This is a genomic window from Rhizobium cerradonense, assembly GCF_030182455.1.
GTDB lineage: Bacteria > Pseudomonadota > Alphaproteobacteria > Rhizobiales > Rhizobiaceae > Rhizobium.
The window spans coordinates 34162-56583 of sequence record NZ_JAQJCK010000012.1 but is presented as its reverse complement, the minus strand read 5'-3'; the positions used below and the strand labels follow the sequence as shown (position 1 = coordinate 56583).

The 22422-nt window shown below is 61.2% G+C and carries 23 protein-coding genes; 6 read left to right on the top strand and 17 right to left on the bottom strand.

From position 1 onward, the window contains the following. Window positions 1–30: 30 nt before the first annotated feature. The 14 genes from PH547_RS23440 to PH547_RS23375 all read right to left on the bottom strand — a co-directional run bounded on the left by PH547_RS23440 (window position 31) and on the right by PH547_RS23375 (window position 15137). Window positions 31–798: a 3-ketoacyl-ACP reductase gene (locus PH547_RS23440; RefSeq protein WP_104824411.1), complete on the bottom strand. Its 768-nt coding sequence runs from the start codon at window positions 796–798 to the stop codon at window positions 31–33. Next, window positions 795–2300 (bottom strand): FAD-dependent oxidoreductase, encoded by a 1506-nt coding sequence (locus PH547_RS23435; protein WP_445944961.1) that lies wholly within the window; start codon window positions 2298–2300, stop codon window positions 795–797. Before PH547_RS23435 ends, PH547_RS23440 begins: the two co-directional genes overlap by 4 nt. 8 nt (window positions 2301–2308) lie before the next feature. After that, on the bottom strand, window positions 2309–3427 hold the full coding sequence (locus PH547_RS23430; RefSeq protein ID WP_104824413.1) for an ABC transporter ATP-binding protein: 1119 nt from the start codon (window positions 3425–3427) through the stop codon (window positions 2309–2311). Window positions 3428–3431: 4 nt separating this feature from the next. Beyond that, window positions 3432–4313 carry a carbohydrate ABC transporter permease gene (locus tag PH547_RS23425; protein ID WP_104824414.1) on the bottom strand — a complete coding sequence of 294 codons (882 nt, stop codon included), beginning with the start codon at window positions 4311–4313 and terminating at the stop codon, window positions 3432–3434. Beyond that, window positions 4310–5191 carry a carbohydrate ABC transporter permease gene (locus PH547_RS23420; protein ID WP_104824415.1) on the bottom strand — a complete coding sequence of 294 codons (882 nt, stop codon included), beginning with the start codon at window positions 5189–5191 and terminating at the stop codon, window positions 4310–4312. Before PH547_RS23420 ends, PH547_RS23425 begins: the two co-directional genes overlap by 4 nt. 126 nt (window positions 5192–5317) lie before the next feature. Then, entirely contained in the window at window positions 5318–6568 is a 1251-nt protein-coding gene (locus tag PH547_RS23415) for an ABC transporter substrate-binding protein (RefSeq protein WP_104824416.1), read from the bottom strand. Between the two features lie 117 nt (window positions 6569–6685). Further along, on the bottom strand, window positions 6686–8194 hold the full coding sequence (locus PH547_RS23410; RefSeq protein WP_104824417.1) for an aldehyde dehydrogenase family protein: 1509 nt from the start codon (window positions 8192–8194) through the stop codon (window positions 6686–6688). Further along, the gene (locus PH547_RS23405; protein WP_104824418.1) at window positions 8194–8967 is read right to left on the bottom strand and encodes an enoyl-CoA hydratase/isomerase family protein; all 774 of its coding nucleotides are present in this window, start codon (window positions 8965–8967) and stop codon (window positions 8194–8196) included. Before PH547_RS23405 ends, PH547_RS23410 begins: the two co-directional genes overlap by 1 nt. Further along, window positions 8960–10573, bottom strand: coding sequence for an acyl CoA:acetate/3-ketoacid CoA transferase (locus tag PH547_RS23400; protein ID WP_285169574.1), 1614 nt, complete (start codon window positions 10571–10573; stop codon window positions 8960–8962). Before PH547_RS23400 ends, PH547_RS23405 begins: the two co-directional genes overlap by 8 nt. Before the next feature lie 8 nt (window positions 10574–10581). Then, the gene (locus PH547_RS23395; protein ID WP_260303160.1) at window positions 10582–11589 is read right to left on the bottom strand and encodes a Gfo/Idh/MocA family protein; all 1008 of its coding nucleotides are present in this window, start codon (window positions 11587–11589) and stop codon (window positions 10582–10584) included. Further along, complete coding sequence (locus tag PH547_RS23390; RefSeq protein WP_285169573.1) at window positions 11586–12629, bottom strand: LacI family DNA-binding transcriptional regulator; 1044 nt, start codon at window positions 12627–12629, stop codon at window positions 11586–11588. Before PH547_RS23390 ends, PH547_RS23395 begins: the two co-directional genes overlap by 4 nt. A gap of 478 nt (window positions 12630–13107) precedes the next feature. After that, window positions 13108–13824 (bottom strand): Bax inhibitor-1/YccA family protein, encoded by a 717-nt coding sequence (locus PH547_RS23385; RefSeq protein ID WP_104824422.1) that lies wholly within the window; start codon window positions 13822–13824, stop codon window positions 13108–13110. A 22-nt stretch (window positions 13825–13846) separates the two neighbouring features. Further along, window positions 13847–14617, bottom strand: coding sequence for an anti-sigma factor family protein (locus PH547_RS23380; protein WP_260303162.1), 771 nt, complete (start codon window positions 14615–14617; stop codon window positions 13847–13849). Further along, window positions 14604–15137, bottom strand: coding sequence for a sigma-70 family RNA polymerase sigma factor (locus PH547_RS23375; RefSeq protein WP_285169572.1), 534 nt, complete (start codon window positions 15135–15137; stop codon window positions 14604–14606). Before PH547_RS23375 ends, PH547_RS23380 begins: the two co-directional genes overlap by 14 nt. A 122-nt stretch (window positions 15138–15259) precedes the next feature. On the opposite strand from PH547_RS23375, the gene PH547_RS23370 reads away from it, so the two are divergent. After that, entirely contained in the window at window positions 15260–15676 is a 417-nt protein-coding gene (locus PH547_RS23370; protein ID WP_245463899.1) for an NUDIX hydrolase, read from the top strand. Between the two features lie 7 nt (window positions 15677–15683). Here the strand turns inward: PH547_RS23370 and msrA are convergent, their stop codons facing one another. Continuing rightward, window positions 15684–16436 carry a peptide-methionine (S)-S-oxide reductase MsrA gene (gene msrA, locus PH547_RS23365; protein ID WP_285169571.1) on the bottom strand — a complete coding sequence of 251 codons (753 nt, stop codon included), beginning with the start codon at window positions 16434–16436 and terminating at the stop codon, window positions 15684–15686. A gap of 156 nt (window positions 16437–16592) precedes the next feature. Further along, window positions 16593–17087 carry a GNAT family N-acetyltransferase gene (locus PH547_RS23360; protein ID WP_285169570.1) on the bottom strand — a complete coding sequence of 165 codons (495 nt, stop codon included), beginning with the start codon at window positions 17085–17087 and terminating at the stop codon, window positions 16593–16595. A gap of 81 nt (window positions 17088–17168) precedes the next feature. On the opposite strand from PH547_RS23360, the gene PH547_RS23355 reads away from it, so the two are divergent. Further along, on the top strand, window positions 17169–18098 hold the full coding sequence (locus tag PH547_RS23355) for a LysR family transcriptional regulator (protein WP_350223751.1): 930 nt from the start codon (window positions 17169–17171) through the stop codon (window positions 18096–18098). Window positions 18099–18134: 36 nt separating this feature from the next. On the opposite strand, the gene PH547_RS23350 is transcribed toward PH547_RS23355, so the two are convergent. Further along, window positions 18135–18344, bottom strand: a complete 210-nt coding sequence (locus PH547_RS23350) for a SlyX family protein (protein WP_104824426.1) — start codon at window positions 18342–18344, stop codon at window positions 18135–18137. A 237-nt stretch (window positions 18345–18581) separates the two neighbouring features. Here PH547_RS23350 and PH547_RS23345 point away from each other — a divergent pair, with 237 nt between their 5' ends. The 4 genes from PH547_RS23345 to PH547_RS23330 are packed head-to-tail and all read left to right on the top strand — an operon-like array spanning window position 18582 to window position 22327. Continuing rightward, a complete protein-coding gene (locus PH547_RS23345; RefSeq protein WP_285169568.1) occupies window positions 18582–19418 on the top strand; it encodes a metallophosphoesterase family protein in 837 nt (278 codons plus the stop codon). Next, a complete protein-coding gene (locus tag PH547_RS23340; RefSeq protein WP_285169567.1) occupies window positions 19415–20578 on the top strand; it encodes an ABC transporter ATP-binding protein in 1164 nt (387 codons plus the stop codon). The genes PH547_RS23345 and PH547_RS23340 overlap by 4 nt, the downstream gene beginning before the upstream one ends. Continuing rightward, window positions 20571–21494: a carbohydrate ABC transporter permease gene (locus PH547_RS23335; protein WP_483315575.1), complete on the top strand. Its 924-nt coding sequence runs from the start codon at window positions 20571–20573 to the stop codon at window positions 21492–21494. The genes PH547_RS23340 and PH547_RS23335 overlap by 8 nt, the downstream gene beginning before the upstream one ends. Beyond that, window positions 21491–22327: a carbohydrate ABC transporter permease gene (locus PH547_RS23330; RefSeq protein ID WP_285169566.1), complete on the top strand. Its 837-nt coding sequence runs from the start codon at window positions 21491–21493 to the stop codon at window positions 22325–22327. Before PH547_RS23335 ends, PH547_RS23330 begins: the two co-directional genes overlap by 4 nt. The last annotated feature ends 95 nt before the right edge of the window (window positions 22328–22422 follow it).

The following is a 22422-nucleotide window of genomic DNA, read 5'->3' as shown; positions in this document are numbered from 1 at the left end:
CCTCCTCCCGATGGGGCAAGGGTAAATCCTTCACAGTCGCCCGATCCCCAGCCCACCATCCGCAGGGATCACCGATCCCGTGGCAAAACCGAAGCCCCCTTTGGCCAGCGCCGCAACGATGCTGCCGACATCGCCCGTCTCGCCCCAGCGCTTCATCGGCACCAGGCCGCCATCGATCAATGCGTCGTATTTCTCCGAAACTTGCGCCGTCATGTCGGTGCGGATGATGCCGGGCCGCACCTCGAAGACGGCAATGCCGGTCTCCGCCAGCCGCAGCGCCAACCCCTGCGAGAAGGCCGAGAGACCGGCCTTGCTGATGCAATAATCTAGCCTCTCAGGCGAACTCAGCGCTGCCGAGACCGAGGTGATGTTGATCACCGAACGCGGCAGCGACGTCTTCGCCGCGAGCATCGAACGAACGATCGCCTGGGTAAAAAACACCGTGCCGCGCAGATTGACGTCGATGATCCGGTCGAAATTTTCTGGCGCCAAATCAAGGAAATCGCCGCGCACGACGGGGCCAATGCCGGCATTATTGACCAGGCAATCGATCTCGCCCAAAGCCGCCCGGATCGCCTCGACGGTTCCCATGTGTCCCGAGAGAGCGGCAAGATCAGACTGCAGATAGATTGCCCGCCCGCCATTCCCCTTCAATTCCGCAAGTTCCGCCAACGGCGGCTCTACCTCGACACCGGTGATCGCCAGATCGAAACCGCTTCTCGCCAGCGCCCGCGCAATACCGAAACCGATCCCCTTGCGGCCTCCGGTGACGACGGCGATCGGACGCCTTGCCTTCATGACCGCAGCTCCTCCCGCACGATATGGTCGGCCACGCGCAGCGCTTGCGCGGCCACGGTCAGCGCCGGATTCACCGCCGCCGAAGTCGGCAGGAAGCTGGCGTCGACCACGAAAAGATTGGGGTGATCGAAGGCGCGGCAGAAGACATCGAGCGGCGCGCTCGAGCCGTCATTGCCGATCTTGACCGTGCCGCATTGATGCGACGGTGTGCGCTTGTCGAAGGGACGTGACAGCACGATCGGGAAGCCGGCCTTACGCAGCACGCTCTTCAGCTTCTTCACCAGATCGAGATGCGCCTGCCAATTGGTGCGCACCCACTGCAGCACGATGCGGTCGCCGTCGACCGTGATCCGGCTTTCCGGCGACGGAAGATCCTCGCTCATGGCATAGAAATCGATGGCATGGGCGGAAAGCCTGTTCAGAAGCCATTCCGGCACAGTCGGCATATTCGCCTTGAGGATCGTGCCGGAAACGCGTCCCAAAAGCTGAACATTGCCGAGCGGCGGCCCGCCTTCGCCATCCGAGAGATAGAAGTCGTTGAAGCCGAAAGTCTTCTGATAGACCGAATCATTCCGATACCAGGGCGAAATCGCCAGCACGGCAGAGGAATTATGGTTCATGAAATTGCGGCCGACCTGATCGGAGCGATTGGCAAGCCCGCGCGGATTCGCATCGTCAGCCGATCTCAGCAGCAGCACCGCCGACTGCACCGCCCCGGCCGCAAGGATGACCAGCTTCGGTCGTACGACATGCGCCTCTCCATAGGCGGAATAATGCACCGCGGCGATCATCCGCCCATCGCCGGCAGCCTGGAGCCGCGTGACGCGCGCGCCGGTCTTCAGCTTGACGTTCGGATATTGCAGAGCCTTGGCAAGCGCCACCGTCTCGGCATCCATCTTGCCGTCGGCACTATGCGGATGCGCATCCCAGGGCGTACGGCCCTTGACAAGCCACTTGTCGATATCGACGCCCAACGGCAGCGAATGCGGATGCATGCCACTGTCCTTCAGTCGCTTGCGGACACTGGCGATTGCCGGCTCGTCGGGTACCGGTGGAAATGGATAGGGTTGCGAATGCGGCGGTTCCCAGGGATCGTCGCCGAGGCTGCCGCGCACCTGATAGAGCTGCTCCGCCTCGCTATACCAGGGCTCCAGCTCCTCATACGGAAAGGGCCAGGCCGGCGACACGCCGTCCAGATGCCGCATCTCCTCAAAATCCTCGCGTCGGTAGCGGATCAGCACCGCGCCGTAGAATTTCGAATTGCCGCCGACATTGTAGTAGTTGCCGGGATTGAACCCCTTGCCGTCTTTCTCGTACCAGGTCTCCTTCGGGCGGAAATGGCCGCGCAGGAAGATCGCCCGCTGGTCGCGGGTTTCCGGTCGGTCCTCCAGCCGTTCGCCGGTCTCCAGGATCAATATGTTGGCGCCCGAGGCGGCAAGGCCGGAAGCGACAGTGGAGCCACCGATCCCCGAACCGATGATGACGATATCCGGTTCTGCCATGCTGCCGCTCACGCTATCCGAACCTGGCTCTGCGGATCGAAGAACACCGCCTTGTCGAGATTGAAGGCAAGCCGTGTCGTCTGCCCGGGGGCAATGCGGGCATCGGCGCGCAGCCGCGCCACGACGGATTTGCCGCCGAGGCGGACGATCGCAAACGTATCCGAACCGGCCGGCTCGACCACCTCGATCAGGCAGTCTCCTTCGGCGAGCGAATGGGCATTGCGGTCCGCACCGTCGAGGTCGGTCAGCGCCTCCGGCCGAATGCCGAAGATCACGTCCTTGCCGGCATGGGCGCCGAGTCCGGCGCCGCTCCCGTTGACAGGCAGCTTCAGGGGGGCCGCGCCATTCGGTCGGTCGAGCGAGACCTGCAATCCCGTCGGCCCGCTCTCCACCGTCGCGGTCAGCAGGTTCATGGCGGGCGAGCCCATGAAGTCCGCAACGAAGGTATTGGCAGGGTGATTGTAGATTTCCGCCGGCGTTCCGAATTGCTGCAGAACACCGTCCTTAAGGACGGCGATCTTCGTGGCCAGCGTCATTGCCTCGATCTGATCATGGGTGACGTAGACGATCGTCGTCTTCATGCGCTGATGCAGGCGCTTGATCTCGGTGCGCATGTCGACGCGCAGCTTGGCATCGAGGTTGGAGAGCGGCTCGTCGAACAGGAAGACCTGCGGATCGCGCACCAACGCCCGGCCCATGGCGACGCGCTGGCGCTGGCCGCCGGAAAGCTGGCTCGGCTTGCGGTCGAGCAGATGGCCGATCTGCAGCATGTCGGCCACTTGCTTGATCGCCTTGTCGCGTTCCTCCTTCGGAACTTTGCGGATTTCCATGCCGAAGGCGATGTTGCCGGCAACCGTCATGTTCGGATAGAGCGCATAGGACTGGAACACCATGGCGATATCACGTTGCGACGGCGCCAGGCCGTTGACCGAGCGGCCGGCAATGGCAATGTCGCCCGAGGTGATCGGCTCCAGCCCGGCAATGGTGTTGAGCAGGGTGGACTTGCCGCAGCCGGACGGGCCGACGAGCACGAGAAATCCGCCCTTTTCGATTTCGATATTGATGTCCTTCAGGATTTCGAGCGATCCATAGGACTTGCGCAGATTGGTGATTTTCAGGAAGGACATGGTCTTATCCCTTGACGGCGCCGGACATCAGGCCGCGGACGAAAAATCGGCCGGAGACGATGTAGACGATGAGGGTTGGCAGGGCAGCGAGGATCGCGCCGGCGAAGTGGACATTGTATTCCTTGACGCCCGTCGACGAGCTGACGAGGTTGTTGAGCGCGACCGTCATCGGCGTCGAACTGACGCCCGAAAAGGACGCGCCGAACAGGAAGTCGTTCCAGATATTGGTGAACTGCCAGATGACCGAGACGACGATGATCGGCCCCGAAGACGGCAGCAGGATGCGCCGGAAAATCTGGAAGAAGCTCGCCCCGTCGATCTGCGCGGCGCGGACCAGCTCGGTCGGAAAGGCCTCGTAATAATTGCGGAAATAAAGCGTGGTGAAGCCGAGGCCGTAGACTATGTGGACGAGGATCAGCCCCCATATGGTCCCGGCGATGCCGAAGAAACCGAGGATGCGCGCCATCGGGATCAGCACGATCTGGAACGGGATGAAGCAGGAGAGCAGCAGCATACCGAAGAAGATTTCCGCGCCGCGGAAACGCCACTTCGTCAGCACATAGCCGTTCAGCGCGCCGACCATGGTGGAGATGGCGACGGCAGGAACGACCATCAGGATCGAGTTGATAAAAAAGGGCCTGAGCCCCGTCGGCTGCACGCCGATCTGCGCCGTCGACCAGGCCGATATCCAGGGCTCGATCGTCCAGGTCTTCGGCAGGTTCAGCATGCCGCCCTGGCGAATCTCTTCAAGCGGCTTGAAGGAATTGACCAGCATCACATAGAGCGGCAGCAGGTAATAGACGGCAAACAGGATCAGCGCCGCATAGATCAGCCCACGGGTCAGCTTGCCGTGCGAGATGGCGTTTTGCGGATTGGGGTTGCTCATGCGCGTTTCCCTCCGCCGATTTCCGAATAGAGATAGGGGATGATGATGGCAAAGATCATCGCCAGCATGATGATCGCCGACGAGGCGCCGATGCCCATCAGATTGCGGGTGAAAGTGTAGGAATACATGAAGGTAGCCGGCAGTTCGGTCGCCTGCCCCGGCCCGCCGCCAGTCAGCGCCACGATCAGGTCATAGGCCTTGATCGCGAGGTGGGCGAGCACGACGAAGGCCGAGAGGAACACAGGCCGCATCAATGGAATGATGATGCGGCGATAGGTGGTGACCGCCGACGCGCCGTCGATCTGCGCCGCCTTGATGATCTCGTTGTCGACGCCGCGAAGGCCGGCAAGGAACATCGCCATGACGAAGCCCGAAGACTGCCAGACGGCGGCGATGACGACGCAATAGATCGCCATTTTCGAATCCTTGATCCAGGTGAAGGAAAAACTCTCCCAGCCCCAGAGATGCATGGTGTTCTCAAGGCCGATGCCAGGATCGAGAAACCATTTCCACGCCGTTCCCGTGACGATGAAGGACAGCGCCATCGGATAGAGATAGATCGGCCTCAGCAGCCCTTCGGCACGGATTTTCTGGTCGAGCAGGATAGCAAGGGCGAGGCCGAGCGCCGAGCAGATGGCGATATAGAGGGAAGCGAAGATGCCGAGATTGGTGATCGCACGCCACCAGTGCGGCAACGCCCAAAGCCTATCATAGTTGGTGAAACCAATAAGGTTATAGGAAGGCAGCATCTTGCTGTCGGTCAGCGACAGATAGCCGGTATAGGCGATAAAGCCATATACGAAGATCAGAATGACGACGAAGCTCGGGGCCAGCACCAGCTTGGGCAATAGCACCTGCATTCGACTGCGACTGTTCATGGTCGAACACCTAGTTTGATTATCTGCGTACGGAGCAAGTGAAGCCCTCGCCCGAACCCTCTCCCCGCGAGCGGGGAGAGGGTGGCCGACAGGCCGGATGAGGGGCACTCCTTGCTCCGAACTACCTTACTTCGCCGCCGCAACCGCCGAGACGAGTTCCTTGACCGCGTCATCCGACGACAGATCGCCGTTGAATTCGCGGGTTACGACGTCGTAGATCGCGTTCTTGACCGCCGCCGGATTGGCGTGGCCATGGGCCATGGAGCCCATCAGCGTGCCGTTCTTGTTGGCTTCGGCCAGATCCTTGATCGCCTTCTTGCCGCAATCATCGAAGGCGGTATCCGGAACGTCGGTGCGGGCCGGAACCGAGCCCTTGACGACATTAAAAGCCGACTGGAAGGTCGGGCTTTCGATCGAGGACGCCATTTGCATCTGCGCCGGGATCTTGTCGGCGGAGACCTTGAACATCGCGAATTGGTCGGAGTTGAAGGTCACCGAGCCCTGCGTTCCCGGGAAGCGGATGCAGACGAAATCCTTACCCGGCACCTTCTTCGCCTTCAGGAATTCGCCCTTGGCCCAGTCGCCCATGAACTGCAGGCCGGCCTTGCCTTCGATGACCATGCCGGAGGCAAGATTCCAGTCGCGGCCGGAGAAGTTGTCATCGACATAGGAGCGCAGCTTCGTCATGCGGTCGAAGGCTTCCTTCATCTTCGGGCTGCCGAGCGTATCGGGATCGAGATCGATGAACGCCTTCTTGTAGAAGTCGTTGCCAAACGAGAGCACGACGGCGTCGAAGATCGTCGCATCCTGCCACGGCTGGCCGCCATGGGCGATCGGCGTGATTCCTTGCTTCTTGAAATTGTCGAGCAGCGCGATCAGCTCGTCCCAATTCTCCGGCACCTTGCCGCCGGCCTTGTCCAGCGCTTCCTTGTTGATCCACACCCAGTTGGTGGAGTGGACGTTTACGGGAGCGGCGATCCAATGGCCGTCATATTTGGAGAATTTCTGCAGGGCGGTCGGGACGACCTTGTCCCAGCCTTCCTTATTAGCGACCGCATCGAGATTGCCGAGCGAACCTTCCTTGGCCCAGTCGAGAATGTCGAAGCCGAGCATCTGCACGGCGGTCGGCGGGTTGCCACCCGTGACGCGGGCGCGCAGAACGGTCATGGCCTCGCTGCCACCACCGCCGGCAACCGGCATGTCGACCCAGCCTATGCCCTTCGATTCCAGGTCCTTCTTCAGGACTTCCAGCGCCGACGCCTCGCCGCCCGAGGTCCACCAATGCAGGACTTCAACGCTTTCAGTCGCATGCACTACGGTCACGGTGCCCGTCATAAGAAGGGCGGCCGCAGCCACAGATGTCATCAATTTACGCATATTTTCCTCCCGGTTTTAACAGTTGCGCAGCAAGACCTCCTCCCGCTGCTTCCTCCCTGTTCCGCGCTCTTCGCGAGGAACAAATCCACCACGGCCTCCCAGCCATGGGCATTCATCTCACCTCGGCATCCACCAGCCGGTGCGCCGGCCGATATGCATGTTGAGCGTTTTTGTCTCGGTATAATCTTCCACCGCATGCCGGCCGAGCTCGCGCCCAAGTCCCGATTGGCGATAGCCGCCGAAGGGCAGTTCCGCCGCACCATCCATGAAGGTGTTCATCCAGATCGTGCCGGCCCGCACCCGTCGCCCGATCGTCAGGCACGTGTCGAAATCGCGGCTCCAGACGCCGGCGGAAAGGCCGTAATCGATGGAATTGGCGATGCGGATCGCATCTTCGGTCGTCTCGAACGTCAGCACGGAAAGGACAGGCCCGAATACCTCCTCCTTCGCCACCGCCATCTCCGGTTTAACGTCTGCGAGAATGGTCGGCGCCATGTACTGGCCGAAGCCGAAATCGATCTGGCTGCCGCCATGCGCCACGGTCGCGCCGCTCTTTGCCGCGCCGGAAACATAGCCCTGGATCTTCTGCAAATGTTGCGGCGTGATGATCGCGCCCACTTGCGTGGAAGGGTCGAGCGGATCGCCGACCCTCACCTTTTCCGACAGGCTGGCGATACGCGCTGTGACATCCTTGGCAATATCGCGATGGATGATCAGTCGCGAGCCGGCATTGCAGCATTCGCCGGCGTTGAAATAGGCGCCGAACACCGCGGCATCGACGAACTCATCGAGATTGGCGTCGGGAAAAACGATCTGCGGGTTCTTGCCGCCGAGTTCGAGCGAAACCTTCTTCAGCGTCTGCGCCGCACTCGCCATGGTCAGTCGCCCAACGCCGGTCGAACCGGTGAAGGAGATCATGTCGACATCCGGATGGCTGGTCATCGGCGCACCGACATCGGCACCCGTTCCGACGAGGATATTGACGACGCCGGCCGGCACGCCGGCTTCCATCAGGATTTCGCCGAGCACCAGAGTCGAGCCAGACGTCAGCTCGGAGGGTTTGACCACCGCCGTGCAGCCGGCGGCCAGTGCAAAAGGTAACTTTTGACTTACGATAAGGAACGGGAAATTCCAGGGCGTGATGATCGAGACGACCCCGATCGCTTCACGCAGCACGACGCCCATTGTGCCGTCACCAAGCGTGTTGTAGCTCTCGCCGTGCAGATCACGTGCAAGGGCGGCTGCATAGCGCCAGATATCGGCGGAACCGGCAATCTCGCCGCGCACCTGGGTAATCGGCTTGCCGGCCTCGATGGCGTCGAGATAGGCGAGCTCCTCGGCTCGCGCCGAGATCATGTCGGCAGCCTTCAGCAGGATATTGGAGCGTTCCGCCGCCGTCATGCGCGGCCAGGGACCGTGGTCGAATGCCTTGCGCGCGGCCGCGATAGCCAGATGCGCATCGTCCTTAGTCGCGGATTTATAGCGGCTGACGGTGACGCCATGGCTCGGCGCCACGCGCTCGATCGTGCCGGTCTCGATGCCTTCGACCCATTTGCCGTCGATCAGCATCTTGAATTCGCGCACTTTTACATCGGGAAGCGCCTGTGGCTTCGCAAGAACCGTCATCACCATTCCCCCTTGAACTCGGCGGCGCGTTTGCCGGCAAAGGCCGCAACGCCCTCCTTGAGGTCGCCGGTTTTGGCGACCAGGATCGATCCCAACGCCTCGACGGCGGACCCATTATCCTCGCCATTGGCCGAAGCGATCATCAGCTTTGCAATCTCCAGCGCCGCCGGTCCGCGCGTGGCAATCCGCGCTGCGTAATCCCTGGCGGCGGCAAGCACCGTTCCCGTTTCGACGACCGCGTCCACAAGACCGTAGGCGCGTGCTTCCTCGGCGGAAAACATCTCTCCGCCCAGCACCATGCGCCGCACGATCTGCGCGCCAAACCGCTTGGTAAGCCGCTGCGTACCGGACCAGCCCGGAACCATACCAAGGCTGGTTTCCGGCAGGCCGATCCTGATCTGGCTTTCCGCAATGCGGATATCGGCCGCAGCCGCCAGTTCCAGCCCGCCGCCGAGCGCATGACCATTCAATGCGGCGATCACCGGCATGCGGAGCGTCGCCAGCCGCTCGAAAACACGATGGCCGAAGCGCACCCAGGCATGGCCGAACTCGTTGGCCGCCATACCGCCCCAGGCCTTGATATCGCCGCCGGCCGAAAAGGCCTTGCCTTCGCCGATAAGGATCGCGACGCGGACGGAACTATCCGCCTCCACATCGTCGCAGGCAGCGGCCAGCGCCTTCAGCATGTCGATGTCGAAGGCGTTGAGCTTTTCCGGCCGCGAGACGGTAATCGTCGCGACGGAACCTTCTACAGAAACCTTGACCTCACCCATGGCGCGCTCCTTCCAGAACACGCTTGGCCTTGGCGGGCAGCGTCAGACCGATAGGCGCGTCTTGGAACAAAGCTGCATCCATCACCTTCAGCCGGTCGGAGACGAGCAGCGGGAATTCCGACTGATCGAGAATATGCGCCTCCAAATCGACGCCGGGCGCGATCTCCGTCAGCAACAAACCGTCCGGCGTCAGCTTCATCACGCAGCGCTCGGTGACATAGGTGATATCCTGCCCCTGTGTGATGCCGCGGGGGCCGGAGAAGGTAACGTGCTCGACCGCGTTCACCAGCTTCTTCAGCTTGCCTTCCTTCTCGATGACAAGCCGGCCATCCTCAACACCAAGCTTCGCGCCAGCATTGAACATGCCGGAGAAGACGATCTTCTTCGCCCGCGCGGTGATATCGACGAAGCCGCCGGCGCCGGCCGTCACATGCGGCCGGAAGCTGAGGCGGGAGACATTGACCGAACCGTCGCGGCCGATCTCCAGGAAGGAGAGAAGCGAAGCGTCGAAACCGGCACCCTGGAAATAGGTGAACTGATAGGGCGACGGCATGAAGGCATCGGCGTTCGACGCACAGCCGAAGGCGAAATCGAGCAGCGGCACGCCGCCGACCGCCCCTTGCTCGATCACCCAGGTGACCGCGCCATGCAGCCCCTCTTCCATCAGGATACGCGGCACATTGGCCGAGATGCCGAAGCCGAGATTGACGGCGCTGCCGGATTGCAGCTCCTGCGCCACCCGCCGGGCAATGACCTTCTGGATATTGAATTCCGGCACACGGAAGCTGTCGAGCGGCCGAAAGATCTCGCCCGAGATCGCCGGATCGTAAAGCGTCTGCGTAGTCTGTTTCTGATCCGGATCGACAATGATATAGTCGACAAGAACTCCGGGGATGCGCACATCATGCGGTTTCAGCGAGCCTTCCTTGGCAAGGCGCTTGACCTGGGCAATGACGATTCCCCCATTGTTGCGGGCGGCGAGCGCCTGGTCGAGACCGCCGAGATAGGCGCCCTCATGCTCATAGGTGAGATTGCCGCGCTCGTCGGCAGTCGTCGCCCGGATGATTGCCACCTGCGGCGCGATCGCCTTGAAATAAAGCCAGTCTTCCCCTTCGAACAGGATACGCTTCACCACCGGCTCGGCCCCGGCTGCCGCATTCATAGCGCAGCCCTCGCGGTTCGGGTCGACGAACGTATCGAGACCGACCTTGGTCAACACGCCGGGACGCTTGGCGGCGGCCTCGCGATGCATGTCGAAGAGGATGCCGGACGGAATATTATAGGCCGCGACATCGTTGTTGCCGATCATCTGCCAGATCAGCGGCGGTTCGGAACTCGACGGGCCGGACGGATAGGAGCCGCCGATGATCGTCTTCAGCAGACCTTTCCTGGCAATATGATCGACGCCCTTGATGCCGCTCATATCACCGGCGGCGATCGGATGCAGCGTCGTCAGGTCACGCGGATGGCCGGTCGCGTCGAAACGCTCGCCGATCGCCTTCAGCATCAGGTCCGGGCAGCCGAGACCGCTTGAGGAAGAGACGGAGACGATGGCGCCATCGGGGATCAGGGCAGCCGCCTCGGCGGGGGTGATATGCTTGTTCATCGCGACGCTCAAAGTCCTGGATCAATCTTGGCGGCTTCGCGGGTGGCAGCCGATTTGACGACGGCGAGACCCGTTGCCAGCGACCACACACCGTCCTCGCCGGTCGCCGACGGCTTTCCCCTGCCCTCGATCGCGCCATGAAAGGCGGCAAGCGCCGTCTCATAGAGATTGTGGTGATGGAGCGGCAGCTCGTTTTGGCCATCGCGGTCGCGCAGGTAGACATGACCGACAGGCTGCTGCGTCATGACATTGCGGCCGATCAGCGAGCCGTCGGTGCCGTGCACCTCGAAGCCGGTCTCGGCATATTTTGTGGTAAAACCGTCGTGGAACTGCGCAATGACGCCGGACCTGAACCGCAGAGCCCCCATGACGGCATCCTCAAGCCCCGCCTTGCCCATGCCACCGCTCTGGCCAAGGGCGATCGCTTCCACCGGATCGTCGTTCAGCACAAAGCGCAGCGTATCGGCATCGTGTACGGTGATATCGAGAATGACGCCGCCGCCCGCCTGCGGCTTGTCCACCCGCCAACCCTGCAGATGCGGCGGCAGATAGACGGCGTGAAAAACGCGGGCGCTCAGCGGCTTGCCGATCTTGCCGGCGGCGATTGCATCCCGCATCGCGCGGAGGCTGGCGGCATTGCGCAGATGATGGTTGGTGCCCATGATCACGCCAGCGCCCTTCGCGGTCTGCACCATGAGGCGCGCGTCTTCCAGCGTCAGCGCCAGCGGCTTTTCACAGAGCACATGCTTGCCGGCCTTGACTGCCGCCAGGGTCTGGTCGCGATGCAATTCGTTGGTCGTCGAGATGTAGACGGCATCGACATCGGGATCTGTGACGAGATCGGCGACATCCGTCACCGATTTGGCAATACCATTCTCAGCCGCATAGGCGCGGCCGCGCTCCGCGTCCCTGCTCATCACCGAGACGACGTCGCCGCCGGTTGCGCGTATTGCGCCGATCATCCATTCGCGGGCGATTGTGCTTGCACCGATCAAGCCCCATTTTACATTGGTCATGACACGGCCCTCCTTGCCGCTGGGTCCAGCCCGGTTCCGCAGCTTTGACGCACCACCAGCCGAACGGCGCTGACGATCGCCTCCGCCTCCACCTTGCCGGAATTGATCTGCTTCAAGAGCAACTGTGCGGCGCGCCGGCCCATGCCCTGCGGATCGACGGAAACCGTCGTCAGCGCCGGCACTGCACTTTCGGCCTCGATCACGTCATCGAAGCCGACCACCGCAAAATCGACGCCCGGCTCCAGCCGCCGCGCCCTCAGACCGTCGCAGACGCCGAAGGCGACCGCATCGTTGAAACACACCGCCGCCGTCGGCTTATGGGCCAGCAGCATGGCGCGGCCGACCGCTTCGACCCCGCCGGCGCGCGACGGCGCGGTCGCAACGACGAGATCGTCGTCAAATGCGATCTCCGCCTTGGCGAGCGCATCACGATAGCCGTCGAGCCGTTCGGCAAAGACGGCGGTGTTGGCAAAGCCGCCCATGAAGGCGATGCGGCGGTGGCCGAGACCGGCCAGATGCTCGACCGCCGCCGATGCGCCGGCAAAATTGTCCGACACCAGTGACGAGACCTTTGCGCCGGGAATATTGCGCACGACGATCACCACCGGAATGCCGGCATTGGTCAGCGATTTGAAGTCGGCCGCTTCCGTGCCGCGCGCGGGCGAGACGATCAGGCCGGAAATGCCGTGCTCGCGCATCGAAGCGACGACCTCCCGCTGCCGGTCTATGCTCTCGCCGGTATTGGACAGGAACTGCACATAGCCGGCCGACTGCACGACCATATCGACGCCAACGGCGAGCTCCGCAAAGAAGCTGTTGGTGAGGTCGTTGACGACAATGCCGACGATCTTCGACTTCGATTGCCGCAGATTGGCGGCACCGCGATTGTAGACGTATCCGAGCTCGCGGATCACCGCATTCACCTTGGCCCGCGTCGCCTCGTTGACCAGCGGGCTGCCCTGCAGAACGAGCGACACAGTCGATTTCGACACGCCGGCGGCGTGCGCAATATCGATGACCGTGACACGTGCCTTGCTCATGAAGCTCCACCAAATCCCTTGCTCTTCGTTGTGGGATAATTATTTGGAACGTTCCAAATTTTGTCAATGGGTAAATGGAAAGGTTTGACGAGAATGCTTAGAAGGCTGCGCGAAAACGCACAATTCGCGGACGTTTTCGGGAGAAAAATAAATCACGCGCCGAAGCCTCGTCTCCGAGAATATCCTCACAGAAACTTGGAACGATCTAAATTATTGCGCTTCGACCGGGCAGCGGAAAGAGAAAACGCCCGGCAACCGAACAGGTTACCGGGCGTCCAATGGAAACGAAAATATGCGAGCTGGACGAGCGCGCCGCTTCCCGATCCCCAAAAAAAGTGCGCCCGCGGTATCGGCGCAGATACCGCAGGCGCGTTATGCGTCCCTTGAAACCCCAAGGGAGACGCAATCCTGAAGCATGATCCCGAAAAGTGTGAAACGGTTTTCGGACAAGATCATGCTTGAGCAAAAAAGTTCGAAATCACTCCCGCTCGCCGGTGAAATTCAGCAGGAGCTGGAAGATGTTGACGAAGTTCAGGTAGAGCGACAGCGCACCGAAGACGGCGAGCTTCTGTGACGATTCCTGATCGTAGTTCTCGGCATATTGTTCCTTGATATTCTGCGTATCCCAAGCGGTCAGGCCGACGAAGACGACGATACCGATGACCGAGATCGCGAACTGCAGCGCGCTCGAACCCAGGAAGATGTTCACGACGCTGGCGATGATCACACCGAAGAGGCCCATCATCAGGAACGAGCCGATGTTGGAAAGATCACGCTTGGTCGTATAGCCATAGAGGCTGGTCGCGCCGAACATGGTCGCGGCGATGAAGAAGGTCCGCGCAATGCTGGTGCCGGTGAACACCAGGAAGATCGAAGCGAGCGACAGGCCCATGACGGCGCAGAAGGCCCAGAACATCGTCTGCGCCGTGCTAGCCGACATCGATTGGATGCGGAACGAGAAGAACAGCACGAAGGCGAGCGGCGCCAGCATGACGACCCACTTCAGCGGCGTCTGGAAGATTGGCACATAGAGCGCCGGCGTCGTGCCGACGATCAGCGCGACGATGCCGGTCACCACAAGGCCGATACCCATGTAGTTGTAGACGCGCAGCATATGCTTGCGCAGACCTTCGTCGAAGAGCGCCTGCGAGCCGGCGGCGGCTCCATAGCCGTATCGCGGATTGGTCGGGTTCATGGTCGTTCTCCTTTGATTCAAACTAGTACAGACTGCGGGCCAGCTTTGCGGCCTCGCCATCGAGCTCGGCCGCCTTGCCGTTGCCGATCAGCGCGTAAGCGACCTCACCGATCTGCCAATAGGCAGCCTGGACGTCGTCACGCTTCACATGGCTCACCTTCTGGACGGCGAAATTGCCGGGACGGACGGCAAACAGCGACAATTGACCGCCTTCGCCGGCATTGATTGTCATTTCAACGCTCGGACCGAAATCGGAGGGATAGATTTGCGCATCGGTGACGCGCCAACCCTGCGGCAGCTCCGGCAGGACGATTGCTGTCGATGCGCGGATTTCGTCCGGATTATAGGCCGCATGCGGCGGCTGCGACGTCATCGCTTCGCGCAGGGCCGTCGCCCGGTAGGCTTGCACCGCACCATCGACGAAAGCGGGCGCCGGAACGGAAGCGTTGACTTCGCTCGCGCTGAAAGCGCCGAAGGATGTATGCGCGACCCAGCCGGCCGCCATCAGCATCACGACGGCGGCAACTCGCTGGAACGAGCTCAGAACCCGGCCATAAGCCAGCCCGCGCTCCAGCCGCCGTGCGGCTTCGCGCGTTTCCGCCTTTGCTGCCAGTCCTTCGCCCGCGAGCGCCATGCGCAGCTCGCCGCGAATGCTCATATCGGCCATGACCTTGGCGGCGATCGCGGGATGTTCCGAAAGATAGGATTCCACCTCGACACGGCGCGCGACGGTCAGCTCACCGTCGACATAAGCATCGAGATCAGCGTCGATGACGGGATCAATTGTCTTCATTGCCGCCTCCGATAAGTCGAAGATGCGAAACCGCGGGTGTATTCTCGAAATTCCTCAGGCTGGCGCGGGCGCGGGCGATGCGCGACATCAGCGTGCCGACGGGAATGCCGAGCGCAGATGCCGCCTCCTGATAGGAAAGATCTTCGATCGCCACGAGATGCAGCGCTTCGCGCTGCTCTTCCGGCAGGTTGAAGAAGGCGTTGCGCACCTGTTTCAGGCGCACGGCATGATCCTGCGAGGCCGGAAGTGCCTGGTCGAATTCAACAGCCGCCTCTTCATGGCGGCGATTGAGCGAGCGCGTCTGGCGCAAGCGGTCGATATGGGCATTGTGCAGGATCGAGAGCAGCCAGGTGCGCAGGTTCGCGCCGCGCCTGAAGGACGACTTTCGCTCATACGCCCTGACCAGGGCATCATGCACCAGGTCTTCCGCCTCATCCGCATTGCGGACCAGCGAACGGGCGTAGCGTCTCAGCGAACCGAGCTGCGCCAAAACATCGAATGTGCGTCCTTTGCGTTCCATACCCCAATATACGGAAGCCGAGACCATCTTATTCCACGGGCGGACAAATATTTTTTCCAAGCGGCTGCGGCAGCCGGCATTGTTGAATATATCAGTGCGCGAAAATGACAGAGGACGATTTGATGAAGAGCATCCGCATTGCAGCCGCCTTGATCCTGCGAGGCAACGGCGACACCTTACTGGTCCGCAAGCGGGGAACATCAGCCTTCATGCAGCCGGGCGGCAAAATCGAAGCCGGCGAAACCGCCGCGGCCGCACTTATCCGCGAACTGAATGAGGAAATCGGCCTGCGATTGACTGCGACACAGCTAAGTCCTTTCGGCAGCTTCGAAGCTGAGGCCGCCAACGAGCCGGATCATCGCGTGATCGCCGAGGTGTATCGCCTCGATATCGGCGATGATCGCATTCAGCCCGCCGCCGAGATCGAGGAAATACGGTGGATATCTCCAGCCAATCCGGGCGATATCCCTTTGGCACCCCTCACGGAACACCACATCCTGCCCGCTCACCGGCATCTGCTTTCCGCCGGCATGGACTAGAACCGGGTTAATTCCCCGACGCGTTCGCTTCGACCAAAACCGGATCGGCGCGATAGTCTTTCGGGAAAATGCGCTGCAGATTCTTGATCTTCGGCAGGTCGTTGATGACGATATAGGGATAATTGGGATGGGTCGTCAGGAAGTCCTGATGATAATCCTCGGCGGCATAGAATTGCCGTGCCGGCTCGATCTTAGTGACAATGGCCCCTTCGAAAACCTTGGCGTGATTGAGCTGGTCGATATAGGCCTTGGCGACGTTGGCCTGCTCGGCATTGGTGGGGAAGATCGCCGAACGATACTGCGTGCCGCTGTCCGGCCCCTGATAGTTGAGCTCCGTCGGATCATGGGCGACAGAGAAGTAGATTTGCAGCAGATGCCCGTAACTGATCTTGTGCGGATCGAAAACGATGCGCACGGATTCGGCATGTCCGGTATCGCCGGTGCCCACCATCTCATAGTGAGCCGCGTCCTTGTTGCCGCCGGTATAACCCGACGTGGCGCTGATGACGCCGTTGACATGCTGGAACACGCCCTGCACGCCCCAGAAGCAACCGCCCGCAAGAACCGTGGTCTCCGTGCCGGCGGAGCCCGGCTTTTCGTCCAGGGCCGGCGCCGGAATGACGCGAGCGTCTTCGGCCGAGGCGCTGGTAACGAATTGCAACGCAACGCCGGCAAGCAAGATCGCACCGGCGGTAAAGGCGGCCGGACGGGCAACACGCGGCAGACGCCTGCGGATCATATCTTTCGATGCACCGTTCATGATGATCTCCTCTCGGCAGCGATTATAAAATCTCTCGTCGCTAGCGGATACGGGAAGATAGGGCATTTTGTTACACACGGGCGCGTGAAACACCGAAACGTGATGGCGCGTCACGGCCGAAATGGCAAACGAACGAATCGGAAGCCGGGAATGATCTCAGAGATCCATCATCATCTCGTGCCACGCCTTCCCGCCATGGTCGGATGCGGATGGCTTTATGTAGCGATATCCCATCTTCTCGTAGAGCGCGACGTGGTGGTCCCTGCACATGAGATGGATCGTCTTCTTGCCCATCTCGGTCATCCGGCGGATGAACTCGGTCATCAGGAGCTTGGAATAGCCTTTGCCTTGCTCGGCGGGATCGACGACGACCGACATAATGACGACGTTTGCCGCAGCCGGATCGTGACCAATCAGTTCCTTGAATTCCTCGTCCGACATCACGACGTCAAATGCGCATCCGCTGTTGATGAAACCGACAATCCGGCCCTCCGCCTCAAGGATCAGAAAGCCCTCCGGATACTCCGCTATGCGCGTTGCGATCTTTTCCAACGTCGCTGCCTCATCGCCCTCATAGGCGGAGGTCTCGATGTTGAAACAATAAGCTGCATCGCCCGGTACGGGTTGGCGGAAGGTGAGCTGCATGATCATGGATATCTCGTCAGGGTTCGTATTTCCAAGCCGATATAGCGCATTCCGGAAATGATTGTGCTGCATTGATTTCAGCTTAAAATGCACAGTATGCATTCGATCCTACGCCGCCTTGATCTCAACCTACTTGTTGTCTTCGATGCCATATACCGGCACCGAAGCATCCTCGCCGCATCGAATGAACTGGGGATGAGCCCATCGGCCTGCAGCCATGCGATCGCGCGGCTTCGCGATGCTCTTTCCGACGAGTTGTTCATTCGCTACGGCAATGCCATGCAACCAACTGCGCAGGCGATGGAGATCTCGGCTGGTGTTGAAGAGGCGCTTCGAATCCTTGGAGACCAACTGGCCGCTGCGCAGCCCTTCCAGCCGGCGACCAGTCGCCTCGCCTTCACCTTCGCCGCGACAGATTTCACCGCGTTCGCAGTGCTGCCATCCTTGATCTCTCGCTTGGAGAAGGAAGCTCCTCACCTCCGGATCAAGGTCATCCATTCCGGGCACGAACAATCGCTCGATGATTTGGCAGCCGGGAAAGTGCACTTCGCCCTCGGTTTTACGGAGGGCTCTGCCGCCACCTATGAAGGCGTCGAGGGGTTCAACTGCTTCTCCGACGAGTATATCGTTGCTGCGCGGCAGAACCACCCTCGGATCAGCGACACTCTCACCTTGGACCAGTATCTGCGCGAGCGGCATGTCGCCGTGCTTCCGTGGAGCGACGCGGGAAGCGTCGTCAGCGGGTCGCTATCCAAAGCAGGTTATCGTCGGGACGTGGCGGTCGAGCTTCCGAGTGTGATGGCTGCTCCATTCATCGTAGCCACGTCGGATTTTCTAATCACGATACCAAGGCGAGCGGCGGAGGGACTGGCAAAGGCAGTTCCTCTTTCGCTGTATCCTGCGCCATTCAAACTTCCGATGTACACGCTTCGGGTCTTCTATCATTCCCGGCATGCCAGTGCACCGGCGCATCGCTGGATGCAGGATCAGTTACGACAAGCCTTCTCCAGCGCCTGAAAATGACGGATGACATTGGCCTGCCGATGGAACCGCTCAATAATGCGGCGGCTTGGTGATGGCCGGCGCATCCAGCGTCTGTTCTTCCAGCGTCAGGAAGCGCTCAGTCAGCCGGTCGAGCTTCTGCCGCGTCTGCTCGATCACTTTCCACTGCTCCGCCACCTGATCGGACAGTTCCTCGATTGTCTTGGCCTGATGGGCCACCTGTTCTTCGAGCGCGGTGATGCGGCTTTGTTCGTCTGACATTTCTGTTCCCCTTCGGCAGCGATCTATAGCACTCGGATAACAGGCGTATAGAGTCTCAATGCGGCATAGGACAGGCACAGGCGCCTTTTGACGGTGATGTGACAAAACTGAAAAACAGGTGAAAAGACCCGTTACCTAACTGACATCAGGGCCTTCTAAACAGGACGGCAGGAAGCGCCGGTTCTGAAGGAACTCCCTTGGCAAGCGCTCTCTTTCTAAGATTTCCGGAGAAGCGCCTTGAAGATCATCCAGATCACCGACACGCATTTGAGCCCCAACAAGCCGCATTTCAACGGCAATTGGGAGCCGCTGGCGAAATGGATCGAGGCGTGCGGCGCCGATCTCATCATCCATACCGGCGACCTCAGCGTCGACGGCGCTGACAAGGATGAAGATCTTATCTTTTCCATGGACATGATGCGGCAAGTCTCCGTGCCGATGCTTATCGTGCCCGGCAACCACGATGTCGGTCACCTGCCGGGCTCCTATCAGCCTGTCAATCCGGAGCGGCTCGCGCGCTGGCGTCGGCTCGTCGGCCCGGATTATTGGGCGGAAGACGTCTATAATTGGCGGCTGATCGGCCTCAACAGCCTGTTGATGGGCTTCGAGGATGCCGAAGAGCAGAAGCAGTTCGACTGGTTGCAGGACTTGCTCGAAAGCCGTGGCGACCGCCGCGTTGCCCTCTTCGCGCACAAGCCGCTGTTCGTCGATGCGCCAGATGAGGGTGATACCGGCTATTGGAGCGTGCGCCCGGCGCAGCGCCGCCGGCTTTATGATCTAATCGCGGCCCATGATGTCGCCCTCTTCGGCAGCGGCCATCTGCATTGGAGCTGGGAAGGCCGCTTCAACGACACGAATCTCGTCTGGGCACCGCCCGGCGCCTTCATCCTCGACAAAATGGAACGCGAAATGCCCGGCGAACGGCTGATCGGCGCTGCGATCCATCAGCTTGGCGAGACGGTATCCACCGAGCTCGTCGCCGTGCCCGGCATGACCGCCTACTTCCTCGATGACGTCGTCATGGAAGTCTATCCGCAGGCGGCACCCAAGGCACAGAAGGAGCCGACCGAATGAGCGCCCTCTCGCTTGCCGGCATCACCAAATCTTTCGGCGGCAACGCCATCCTGAAGGGCGTCAGCCTTGAGGTCGAGCCGGGCGAGTTCATCGCCCTCGTCGGCCCGTCCGGCTGCGGCAAGAGCACGCTGCTGCGCATTCTCGCAGGGCTTGATCACGCCGACAGCGGCGAAATCATCCTTGGCGGAAGCGACGTTTCCGGCGTTGCGGCGGCAGATCGCAACATCGCCATGGTCTTTCAGTCCTACGCGCTCTATCCGCACCTGACCGCCTCGGAAAACATCGCCGTGCCGCTCGCCATGCGCCGCCTGTCGCGCGTCCAGCGCCTGCCCTTCATCGGCACGCTGATCCCCGGTCAAAAGAATATCCGCTCCGGCATCATCCGCGATGTCCGCGAGATGGCGACGTCCCTGAAGATCGACCATCTGCTCGACCGCAAGCCCGGCCAGATGTCCGGCGGCCAGCGCCAGCGCGTGGCGCTCGCCCGCGCCATGGTGCGCCGCCCCGCGGTCTTCCTGATGGATGAGCCACTTTCCAATCTCGACGCCAACCTGCGCGTCCATGCCCGCGGTGAAATCGTCGACCTGCATCGCCGCGCCGGCGTGCCGACCGTCTATGTCACCCACGACCAGGCCGAGGCGCTCTCCATGGCCGATCGCGTCGCCGTGATGATCGGCGGTCAATTGCTGCAATTGGCAGCGCCGCAGACGATCTACGACGATCCGGCCCATGTCGAAGTTGCCCGCTTCGTCGGCCAGCCGCGTATCAATCTCCTGCCGGCGCGGGTCGAAAACGGCACCGTCGCCTTCGGCGGCATCCGGCTGGCGCTGGAAGACGGCAGCGTTGCCGGCAACAATGTCACGCTCGGCATCCGGCCGGAATTCGTGCGCCTCACCCAGGGCCGTCAGGATGCGCTCGCCGCCCATATCGAGCGCATGGAGTTCCTCGGCTCCGAGGTGATCCTCTATGCCAAGCTCGACGCCATCGGCGAAACCATGGTCGTCAAGCTCGCCCCGGCCGAAGTTGCCGGTCTCTCCGCCGGCGTGCCGGTTGCACTGAGCCTGTCGGCGGAACAGGCGATGGTCTTCGCCGAAGATGGCCGCCGTCTGCGCGCGAGACCGTTGACTGTCGACGCTAGCCGGGAGAAGGCCCATGGCTAGCATCGCCGCCACGTCCCTGCCGATGCAGTCGGTGGCGGCACGCGAGCGCGGCGAAGCTCGCACGGCCCTGCTGCTGGCGCTGCCGGCCATCATCCTGATCGTAATTTTCATTCTCCTGCCGATCGTCGCCGTCGTCTTCCTCGGCTTCACCGATTTCCAGCTTGGCGACAAAAGCTTCCGCTTCGTCGCCTTCGAGAATTTCGCACATCTTCTCAGGGATCGTACATTCCAGAAATCCCTATGGAACACGGCGGTCTATACGGCGATCGTCGCGCCCTTCTCGATCGTTCTCGGCCTCGGCGTGGCACTGTTGATCGAGAGCGAAGGCATCGGCCGCAGCTTCTTCCGAACGGCCTATTTCCTGCCCGTCGCCTCGCTGATCGTCGCCATGGCGACTGTCTGGCAATATCTCTTCCATCCGACCATCGGCCCGATCAATGCGCTTCTTGCCGAAATCGGCCTGCGCGGCCCGAATTGGCTCGGCTCGTCGGCAACGGCGCTCTACAGCCTGTCGATCATCGGCGTCTGGCAGTCGGTCGGTTTCAACATGGTGCTGTTCCTCGCCGGCCTCACCGCCATTCCGCGCGAGCTCTACGCCGCCGCCGAAGTCGACGGCGCGAAATCGGCGTGGGATCGCTTCTGGCTCGTCACCTGGCCGATGCTCGGACCGACGACACTGTTCGTCACTACGATCAGCATCATCAACGCCGTCAAGGTCTTCGATACCGTCAAGACCCTGACCGAAGGCGGCCCGAACCATGCCTCGGAAGTGCTGCTCTTCACCATCTACCAGGAAGGCTTCGTCTATCTCCGGGTCGGCTATGCCTCGGCAATGACCACGGTCTTTCTCGCCATCCTCGTGGTGCTGACCTTCCTGCAATATCGCATCCAAGACCGGCAGGTGCATTACACATGACCTGGACAGGCTTCACTCCCGGCCGCATCCTGCGCCTCGCCGTGCTGATCGTCGGCTCGCTCGTCTTCCTCGCGCCCTACATCTTCATGATCTCGACTGCCGGCAAGGCGCAGGACGATATCTTCACCTCCGCCCTGAAGCTCATTCCGACGCATTTCTTCTATGTCGAGAACATCACGCATGCGTTAGCCAAGGTGCCGATGGGCACGCTGCTGCTCAACGGTGTCCTCGTCTGTGGCCTGATCTTCTTCTTTCAGGTGCTGATCGCCATTCCCTGCGCTTACGCCATGGCGAAGCTGAAATTTCCGGCCGCACGCACGATGATGGTACTGGTCATGCTTGGCCTGCTGATCCCGATCCATGCAACGGCGCTGCCGCTCTATGTCGGCTTCAACAGCCTGTCGCTGCTGAACAGCTATACCGCTCTCGTCGCACCCTTCTCGATCTCGGTCTTCGCGATCTTCATGTTCCTGCAGTTCTTCCGGGCCATGCCCGACGACCTGATCCATGCCGCCCGCCTCGACGGCATGTCGGAACTCGGCATCGTTGCCCGCGTCATCGTGCCGAACGCCTGGCCGGCCGTCACCGCCTTCGCGATCTTCTCGGTTGTCGCACACTGGAACGACCTCTATTGGCCGCTGATCGTCGTCAGCAAGCAGGACTACGCCACGCCGCCGCTGGGCCTCATGTATTTCCGCGCCGCCGAGGCAGGCGACGATTACGGCGCGCTGATGGCCGCCACGCTGATTATCACCCTTCCCCTCGTCGGCGCATTCCTTCTTGCACAGAAGCGCTTCGTCGAGGGCATCACCATGACCGGTCTCAAAGGCTGACTGGTTCCCTAGAGCGGATGATTTTAGATCGCATCGATCTAAAATCTGAATCCGCTCTAGAATCAAAGAAGTAGAGCATGATGTCGTCCGAAAAC

Excerpts from the sequence above, each read along its gene's own strand:
- PH547_RS23425 (WP_104824414.1), bottom strand. The coding sequence starts at position 4,313 with ATGAGCAACCCCAATCCGCAAAACGCCATCTCGCACGGCAAGCTGACC.
- PH547_RS23390 (WP_285169573.1), bottom strand. The coding sequence starts at position 12,629 with ATGAGCAAGGCACGTGTCACGGTCATCGATATTGCGCACGCCGCCGGC.
- PH547_RS23435 (WP_445944961.1), bottom strand. The coding sequence starts at position 2,300 with ATGGCAGAACCGGATATCGTCATCATCGGTTCGGGGATCGGTGGCTCC.
- PH547_RS23430 (WP_104824413.1), bottom strand. The coding sequence starts at position 3,427 with ATGTCCTTCCTGAAAATCACCAATCTGCGCAAGTCCTATGGATCGCTC.
- PH547_RS23330 (WP_285169566.1), top strand. The coding sequence starts at position 21,491 with ATGACCTGGACAGGCTTCACTCCCGGCCGCATCCTGCGCCTCGCCGTG.
- PH547_RS23375 (WP_285169572.1), bottom strand. The coding sequence starts at position 15,137 with ATGGAACGCAAAGGACGCACATTCGATGTTTTGGCGCAGCTCGGTTCG.
- PH547_RS23370 (WP_245463899.1), top strand. The coding sequence starts at position 15,260 with ATGAAGAGCATCCGCATTGCAGCCGCCTTGATCCTGCGAGGCAACGGC.
- PH547_RS23400 (WP_285169574.1), bottom strand. The coding sequence starts at position 10,573 with ATGAACAAGCATATCACCCCCGCCGAGGCGGCTGCCCTGATCCCCGAT.
- PH547_RS23395 (WP_260303160.1), bottom strand. The coding sequence starts at position 11,589 with ATGACCAATGTAAAATGGGGCTTGATCGGTGCAAGCACAATCGCCCGC.
- PH547_RS23335 (WP_483315575.1), top strand. The coding sequence starts at position 20,571 with ATGGCTAGCATCGCCGCCACGTCCCTGCCGATGCAGTCGGTGGCGGCA.
- PH547_RS23380 (WP_260303162.1), bottom strand. The coding sequence starts at position 14,617 with ATGAAGACAATTGATCCCGTCATCGACGCTGATCTCGATGCTTATGTC.
- PH547_RS23385 (WP_104824422.1), bottom strand. The coding sequence starts at position 13,824 with ATGAACCCGACCAATCCGCGATACGGCTATGGAGCCGCCGCCGGCTCG.
- PH547_RS23415 (WP_104824416.1), bottom strand. The coding sequence starts at position 6,568 with ATGCGTAAATTGATGACATCTGTGGCTGCGGCCGCCCTTCTTATGACG.
- msrA (WP_285169571.1), bottom strand. The coding sequence starts at position 16,436 with ATGAACGGTGCATCGAAAGATATGATCCGCAGGCGTCTGCCGCGTGTT.
- PH547_RS23410 (WP_104824417.1), bottom strand. The coding sequence starts at position 8,194 with ATGACGGTTCTTGCGAAGCCACAGGCGCTTCCCGATGTAAAAGTGCGC.
- PH547_RS23350 (WP_104824426.1), bottom strand. The coding sequence starts at position 18,344 with ATGTCAGACGAACAAAGCCGCATCACCGCGCTCGAAGAACAGGTGGCC.
- PH547_RS23355 (WP_350223751.1), top strand. The coding sequence starts at position 17,169 with ATGCACAGTATGCATTCGATCCTACGCCGCCTTGATCTCAACCTACTT.
- PH547_RS23360 (WP_285169570.1), bottom strand. The coding sequence starts at position 17,087 with ATGATCATGCAGCTCACCTTCCGCCAACCCGTACCGGGCGATGCAGCT.
- PH547_RS23340 (WP_285169567.1), top strand. The coding sequence starts at position 19,415 with ATGAGCGCCCTCTCGCTTGCCGGCATCACCAAATCTTTCGGCGGCAAC.
- PH547_RS23405 (WP_104824418.1), bottom strand. The coding sequence starts at position 8,967 with ATGGGTGAGGTCAAGGTTTCTGTAGAAGGTTCCGTCGCGACGATTACC.
- PH547_RS23440 (WP_104824411.1), bottom strand. The coding sequence starts at position 798 with ATGAAGGCAAGGCGTCCGATCGCCGTCGTCACCGGAGGCCGCAAGGGG.
- PH547_RS23420 (WP_104824415.1), bottom strand. The coding sequence starts at position 5,191 with ATGAACAGTCGCAGTCGAATGCAGGTGCTATTGCCCAAGCTGGTGCTG.